The sequence below is a fragment of the Geobacillus thermodenitrificans subsp. thermodenitrificans DSM 465 genome (assembly GCF_000496575.1).
GTDB lineage: Bacteria > Bacillota > Bacilli > Bacillales > Anoxybacillaceae > Geobacillus > Geobacillus thermodenitrificans.
Genome location: NZ_AYKT01000006.1, coordinates 269,040 through 275,363, shown reverse-complemented (window position 1 = coordinate 275,363; position 6,324 = coordinate 269,040). Strand labels below are relative to the sequence as shown.

Annotated in this window: 9 protein-coding genes and 1 riboswitch; of the genes, 7 read left to right on the top strand and 2 right to left on the bottom strand. The window is 51.1% G+C overall.

Features of this window, described 5'->3' with window-relative positions; all coding sequences use genetic code 11:
• From comGC to DSM465_RS0108020, 6 genes are all read left to right on the top strand, one after another.
• Positions 1–296: competence type IV pilus major pilin ComGC (gene comGC / locus DSM465_RS0108045; RefSeq protein WP_029761070.1), on the top strand; the 296-nt coding region annotated here is incomplete at its 5' end.
• Positions 286–723 (top strand): competence type IV pilus minor pilin ComGD, encoded by a 438-nt coding sequence (comGD, locus tag DSM465_RS0108040; protein WP_008879849.1) that lies wholly within the window; start codon positions 286–288, stop codon positions 721–723. The genes comGC and comGD, both read left to right, overlap by 11 nt.
• The gene (locus tag DSM465_RS0108035) at positions 707–1,033 is read left to right on the top strand and encodes a hypothetical protein (RefSeq protein ID WP_011887799.1); all 327 of its coding nucleotides are present in this window, start codon (positions 707–709) and stop codon (positions 1,031–1,033) included. The genes comGD and DSM465_RS0108035 overlap by 17 nt, the downstream gene beginning before the upstream one ends.
• Positions 1,012–1,455 (top strand): competence type IV pilus minor pilin ComGF, encoded by a 444-nt coding sequence (comGF, locus tag DSM465_RS0108030; RefSeq protein ID WP_029761069.1) that lies wholly within the window; start codon positions 1,012–1,014, stop codon positions 1,453–1,455. Before DSM465_RS0108035 ends, comGF begins: the two co-directional genes overlap by 22 nt.
• A 133-nt stretch (positions 1,456–1,588) precedes the next feature.
• A complete protein-coding gene (comGG, locus tag DSM465_RS0108025) occupies positions 1,589–1,978 on the top strand; it encodes a competence type IV pilus minor pilin ComGG (protein WP_008879846.1) in 390 nt (129 codons plus the stop codon).
• 45 nt (positions 1,979–2,023) lie between these two features.
• A complete protein-coding gene (locus DSM465_RS0108020; protein WP_008879845.1) occupies positions 2,024–2,203 on the top strand; it encodes a YqzE family protein in 180 nt (59 codons plus the stop codon).
• 76 nt (positions 2,204–2,279) lie between these two features.
• Here DSM465_RS0108020 and DSM465_RS0108015 read toward each other — a convergent pair whose 3' ends face one another.
• Together DSM465_RS0108015 and DSM465_RS0108010 are read right to left on the bottom strand one after the other, a co-directional pair.
• Positions 2,280–3,074 (bottom strand): YqhG family protein, encoded by a 795-nt coding sequence (locus tag DSM465_RS0108015; protein WP_008879844.1) that lies wholly within the window; start codon positions 3,072–3,074, stop codon positions 2,280–2,282.
• On the bottom strand, positions 3,061–4,725 hold the full coding sequence (locus DSM465_RS0108010; RefSeq protein ID WP_011887795.1) for a DEAD/DEAH box helicase: 1,665 nt from the start codon (positions 4,723–4,725) through the stop codon (positions 3,061–3,063). Before DSM465_RS0108010 ends, DSM465_RS0108015 begins: the two co-directional genes overlap by 14 nt.
• A 217-nt stretch (positions 4,726–4,942) precedes the next feature.
• Positions 4,943–5,031: riboswitch (glycine riboswitch) on the top strand.
• A gap of 189 nt (positions 5,032–5,220) precedes the next feature.
• On the opposite strand from DSM465_RS0108010, the gene gcvT reads away from it, so the two are divergent.
• Positions 5,221–6,318 (top strand): glycine cleavage system aminomethyltransferase GcvT, encoded by a 1,098-nt coding sequence (gcvT, locus tag DSM465_RS0108005; RefSeq protein ID WP_008879842.1) that lies wholly within the window; start codon positions 5,221–5,223, stop codon positions 6,316–6,318.
• Positions 6,319–6,324: the final 6 nt, after the last annotated feature.

Genomic DNA, 6,324 nt, shown 5'->3' with positions numbered 1-6,324 from the left:
ATAATGGGTATTCCCTAATATTTATTGAAATGCTCATTGTGTTAATGGTCATTTCAGTGTTGCTGTTAGTTGCGATTCCAAACATCACAAAGCATAACGGCATGATTAACGACAAAGGATGTGAGGCGTTTTTGAGCATGGTACAGGCGCAAGTGAAGGCATATGAGATGGAGCATAACAAAATTCCAACCGTTCAACAATTGCTTGATGGCCGTTATATTAAATCGGACAAATGCCCGAACGGTCATGCGATCAAAATTAACGAGAATGGCGATGTGAGCGAAATTGGCTCGTAACGGTGGGTTTACGCTGCTTGAAATGCTAGTCGTTTTGTCGATCGTGCTTCTGTTGGCGGCACTGGCCGTCCCGGAGCTTGGTGGGATCATGCAGCAGCGTGAGGAAGCGTATATGCTGGCGCTGCTGCGAGCCGATTTGTATGGCGCTCAGCAGCATGCCATCGCCAAGCGAGGGAAAGTATCCGTGTTTTTCACCGAAGGACGCGGTGAGTATCGGGTGGTTGATGCGGAGAGTGGTCAGCAGATCGTCGTCCGCACGCTCCCGGCGCCATGGCGGTTTCAGATTGGCACGCTGCGCAATCCGGTCGTCTTTACTGATAACGGCAATATTGAACAAGGCGGGACTGTTTGGGTAAAAAGTAGCGAAAACAGTTATAAAGTGACGTTTTTGCTCGGAAAAGGGCGGTTTTATGTACAAAAAATGTAGCGGCGGATTTTTGCTCGTTGAGGCGTTGTTTGCCCTAGCATTGTTATGGACGGCGGCTGTTGTCCTCCTTCCCTTGTATATGCAAATCACACTTGAGCGAAACAATCTCGTGCTCGAGGAAAAAGCGCACCGGCTGTTAACGATCGCTTTGTATGAAGAGCCGCTTGTCGGCGAAACGGCGGTGGCAGATGGACGAACGGTGTTTCGTTTGCAGGCGCGCAACGAAGGAGGGCAGATGTGGAAAGTATGCGTGCGTTGGAACGACTACGTCGGCCGCGAGGTGGAACGGTGCGGGTACGGCAAGCGGTAGCAGGGGGAGAGTCCGGATTTACGCTTTTGGAAGCGTTGTTGGCGCTGGCGGCCGCGTTGACCGTTGCTGCGATCATCCCGGCGCTGCTATCCGTCCGCCCGCTTGGTGCTGATGTGTCAGTTGATGGGTTTACGCACCTTGAGTGGCGTTTGTTTTTGCAGCAACTGCAAATCGAATTGCATGAAACGGAACGATGGTCGACGGACGGGGCGACGCTTTATTTGCAAAAATGGAATGGCGACAAGGTGAGCTTTTCGTTAGTAAAATCCAACATCATCCGCCAAGTGGACGGCACTGGCAACGAAACAGCACTTCGTCATGTGCGTGCTGTTTCATACAGTACGGGCATCCGTGGTCTGTTTGTGCAAGTGACAGCTACCGATGGAATGGTTTATGAAGCGTTTGTGGCGCGGGCGTTTTAGTGGGAGGATCTTTTACTGAATGGCTAGCGGCTCTTAGCAGCCGTTATACCTCCTTTCGCTTGCTTGGGCGACGAGCTGTATCGGCTTGAGAGCAAAGGACGGAGGAACAAAGAGAAAGGAGCAGAAGGGGAAGATGGGACGTCAGGACGGCGTCGTTTTTCCGCTTGTAGCGGTTGTTGCTTTGCTGCTCGCTTTTTCCGTCACGCACATCGTGCTTTTGTATGAAGTGGAACAACAGGCGGCGCATGCCGATCGACAGGCGGCCGAAGCCGATGAGCTCGTGCAGATGGCCGTGTTTGACGTGAAAGAACAAATCGCACTGTCGGATCCAACGATGACCGTGCGCGAAGGGGAATGGACGTACCCGCGCGGGACGGCTGTCTACCGTTGGGAAAAAGAAGGAGAAACGAGCGTCCGTGTCGCCTTGTCTGTCCGCTCGTCATCCGGATTTAGAAGAAGTGTCGTGTTTACGGTCATGCTTCCAGCGCTCCATATCACCGAGTGGAGCGAGCAAAACGATTAAAAAAGGAAAGAGACGGAAAAACTAAAAGGAAAAGGGGGGACTTTGATGGCGGTCAATGATTATGTCAAATTTGTCACCCAGCAGTTTGTCGCATACATGGATATGCCGAAAGAGGAACGGACACGGCGGCGAAGTGAGCGGAAACAAGAGAAGCCTCCGCTCTCTTACCGCCTGTTCGGGCTGATGCCGCTTTCGTTCCGCTTGTTGTTTCGGCGCCGCTCATGACGGACACCCGCTGGCCTTGTCGGCTGGCGGGTGTTTTTTGGTTGAAACGGCGCCAGATTGCCCGGTTATAGGGGTGTCATGAGGAGCGGGGCATTAAATAGAACAGGCCGCCGTTAATGATAGAAACGGTGATGCGCGGTTTATATTGCTTTTCAAGCGCTTCTTTTTCGATATAATAGCATTCTGGCTTTTCTTCTGTATCTTTGTAAAACTCATCAAGCAGCGCCAAATCATCGGCCCAGCGTTGGCGCGCTTCGTCGGCCCATGTGTGGTCGTCAGCGGCGATGCGGCCGCGAATATATTGTTCAAGGCGGCTGATGCCGCTTCGTGGCTTAATGAGCGGAGAAATGGTGAAGCAATAATCCGGGATTTTCGGCGTCAACCGCCGCTCACGCAGCCGTTCATGAAACGATTCGATGATTGTTCCACTGATTAGATGAAGACCAAGTGAAACGAGATCATCTTTTTTTCGGTCGCATTCATACGAAATGACAACGTTCATGCCAAGCCACGGATGAAGGGCAGCATTTCCATTGAGCGGGGACTCTGGTTCTTCGTACAGCCGGATAAAGCTGCCGCGTTTTTGGGCCGAGCGGAACAGCTGGTGCAGCCGTGGCGCTCCGAAATGAAGCCGTTCTCCTTTTAGCTTGTTCGTCTGCTCGTTTGGACGGGTGATCAGTGTCAGCTGCATCGGTTGCGGAACGCCGCCCGTCCGTTCGATGTAATGCCAATAGAACGGCCGATTCATCAGTTCTTTATCCATTTCTGCCGTCAGCTGGATCGTCATATAGTTGTCGTTTGCTTCTAAAAAGGTGCAGCCGTTCGCCGTAAAGTAACGCTCGACAAAACGGCGGATTTCATGTTGCTGCATGCCGTTCGCCCCCTTTTTTTCCGAGTTGCTCCGCCAGCTCGATCATGGCCATAATATTTTCCATTTTAATTTTCATTTCCCCTTCGCTCCGCGAATGGACGAGGGCGTCTTCAAAATAATGCTCGAGGTTGGCGAGGTTCATTTTTGCCAAAATGTCATCCAGTTCACCAACGACTCGCTCGAATAAGCGGATTTTTTCGTACAGAAGCGTTAAAATATGTTCTTCAACCGTCTGTTTGACGGCGAAATTGTAAATGTGGACATCATCCGTTTGGCCGAGCCGGTGGACGCGGCCGATCCGTTGCTCGAGGCGCATCGGATTCCACGGCAGGTCGTAGTTGATGACGTAGCGGCAAAATTGCAAGTTGATCCCTTCACCGCCCGCTTCGGTGGCGATAAACACTTGAGCATGGTTTTTAAACAGCTCTTGCATCCAGTCTTTTTTGCCGCGCCGGAAGCCGCCGCGGAACGGGACGGACGAAATGCCGTGCTGCTTTAAAAACCATTGCAAATAGAGCTGTGTCGCCCGATATTCGGTGAAAATAATCACTTTGTCATTAATGGAGCGGATGAGCTCGAGCGCTTTTTCCGCCTTTGAGTTCGTTGTGACAGCGTTGATTTTTTCAAGCACATGTTCAAGCGCTTCCGGAACCGCCCCTTCACACTTATCGATCATGTTTTTAATCGTTAAAAACAACGCTTCACGACTGCTGCACGCTTCGCGAAGGAGCGTGATAAGCGAAAACGAACCGGCGAACGATTCATGGCGGAGCGCCTTTACTGCCTCATACAGTTCGCGTTCTTCGTCTGTAAACTCGATCAACACCGGCTCGACGTGGCGTTTTGACCATTCGATCGGTGTGTCGGCACGACGGTTGCGGATCATCACTTTGTTGACGAGCGCTTTTAAATGATCGTTTGTTTGCACCGCTCGCGTTTTGCCATACGTTTTCGCAAACTGTTCGGCGTTGCCTAAATGGCCAGGTTTCAGGAGCGAGACAAGGTTGAAAATTTCTTCGATCCGGTTTTGGATTGGCGTTGCTGTCAGCAGCAAACAAAACTTCTTTTTTAAATTTTGCACAAACTCGTAGTTTTTCGTTTTGTTGTTTTTTAATTTGTGCGCCTCATCGATGATGATCATATCATACGGCTGCTCGTAAATGATGTCGCGGTGCGGCGGTTTTTTCGCTGTATCGATCGATGAGACGACGATGTCGCATTGTTCCCATACATAGCTCTTTTTTTGCTGGACGGCCGGGATGAAAAACTTTTCGTTCAGCTCTTTCACCCATTGTGAAACAAGGGAGGCGGGAACGAGAATGAGCGCTTTTTTGACAAGACCGCGAATCATGTATTCTTTGAGGACGAGCCCCGCTTCAATCGTTTTGCCAAGACCCACTTCATCGGCCAAAATCGCTTTGCCATTCATCTCTTCGACGACGCGGCGCGCCACTTCAAGCTGGTGCGGCAGAATCGTTAAATGCGGCAAATGTTTCGGTGCCTGCAAGCCGTTAAATTCCGGCACGCTTAAATGATGGGCGGCCTCTAACGCTAACTCGTACATTTCCCAGCTCGCCCATGGACCGTCTTTTTCGACGCGCTCAAGAAACTCCTCCTTCCATGTTTCGTCCATTTTTATCTCGATGTCCATGGCCATCCCCTTCCCTTGTTACGAATATTTGTGTGGATGATAGGTTATATGTTAAACAAAATAAGAACAATTTTGTATTTAATTCCTATGAAAGTTCGATTATTTTCTATTGCCCTTTTTATGTGGTTAATGGTAGTATAAATTTAGAACATTCTTATGAATGATTGATAAGGGCGTTTTTAGTATGCCCGCTTTGGAAAAATTTATGAATCGGCGGATGACGGCAAGGGGAGAGACTACGGAATGTAGCGCCGAAGGAGCAAGCGGAAACGCGAATCTCTCAGGCAAAAAGACTCTTGCTTGACGCAGCTCTGGAGAGCGTCTGCCCATAGGCGGACCACCCAAGAGGAAACCGCTCGGCCAGCGTCAACGGCTAATGGCTGTGTCGATCGATGGTCGACGGGAAACTTTCAGGTGCCAGGACAGAGCCCCCTTTTATATAAAGGGTGGAGTCTGTCCTTTTTTTGCGTCACAGATTAAAAAGGAGGGAATCGGATGCTGAAGCGCACGCCACTTTTTCCGGTATATGCCCGTTACGGCGCCAAGACAGTTGAATTTGGCGGCTGGGAAATGCCGGTGCAATTTTCAAGCATCAAGGAAGAACACAATGCTGTAAGAACGCGCGCCGGGCTGTTTGATGTTTCCCATATGGGGGAAATCATCGTCCGCGGCGGTGGCAGTCTCCCTTTTTTGCAAAAACTGATGACGAACGATGTCGCTAAGCTGCGGCCGGGACGGGTGCAATATACGCTCATGTGTGATGAAAGCGCTGGCACCGTTGATGACTTGTTGATTTATCAAAAAGGGGAAGACGACTATTTGCTTGTCGTCAACGCTGCAAATACGGAAAAAGATTTTGCGTGGCTAAGCGAGCACGCAGATGGTGACGTCGAACTCGAGGATGTGTCGGCGGAAACGGCGTTGCTTGCTTTGCAAGGGCCAGCTGCCGAACGCGTGCTGCAAAAATTGACCGATATGGATTTGTCGGCGCTGCGTCCGTTTTCGTTCCAAGATGGTGTGGAAGTGGCCAGCGTAAAGACGCTCGTTTCCCGTACCGGCTATACCGGTGAGGACGGGTTTGAACTATACTGTCAAGCGGAAGATGCCATTACTTTATGGGAGGCTATCTTAACGGCTGGAGCTGAGGACGGCGTCCTCCCGTGCGGGTTAGGGGCGCGTGACACGCTCCGCTTTGAAGCGTGTTTGCCGCTTTACGGCCAAGAACTCTCAGCAACGATCTCGCCGCTTGAAGCCGGGCTCGGCTTTGCCGTCAAAACGGAAAAAGAGCCGCCATTTATCGGCCAAGCCGTGCTGAAGCAGCAAAAAGAAGCTGGGCCGCCGCGTCGGCTTGTCGGCATCGAGATGATCGATAAAGGCATTCCGCGCCACGGTTACCGCGTGTTTGCCGCCGGCGAAGAAGCTGGCTTCGTCACAACCGGCACGCAGTCGCCGACGTTGAAAAAAAACATCGGTCTAGCTCTTGTCAAAGCGGAAGTGGCTGCGATTGGCCAAGAAGTAGAAGTGGACATCCGTGGCAAACGATTGAAAGCAACCATTGTACCGACCCCGTTTTACAAGCGGGCCAAGTCATAAGTAAGG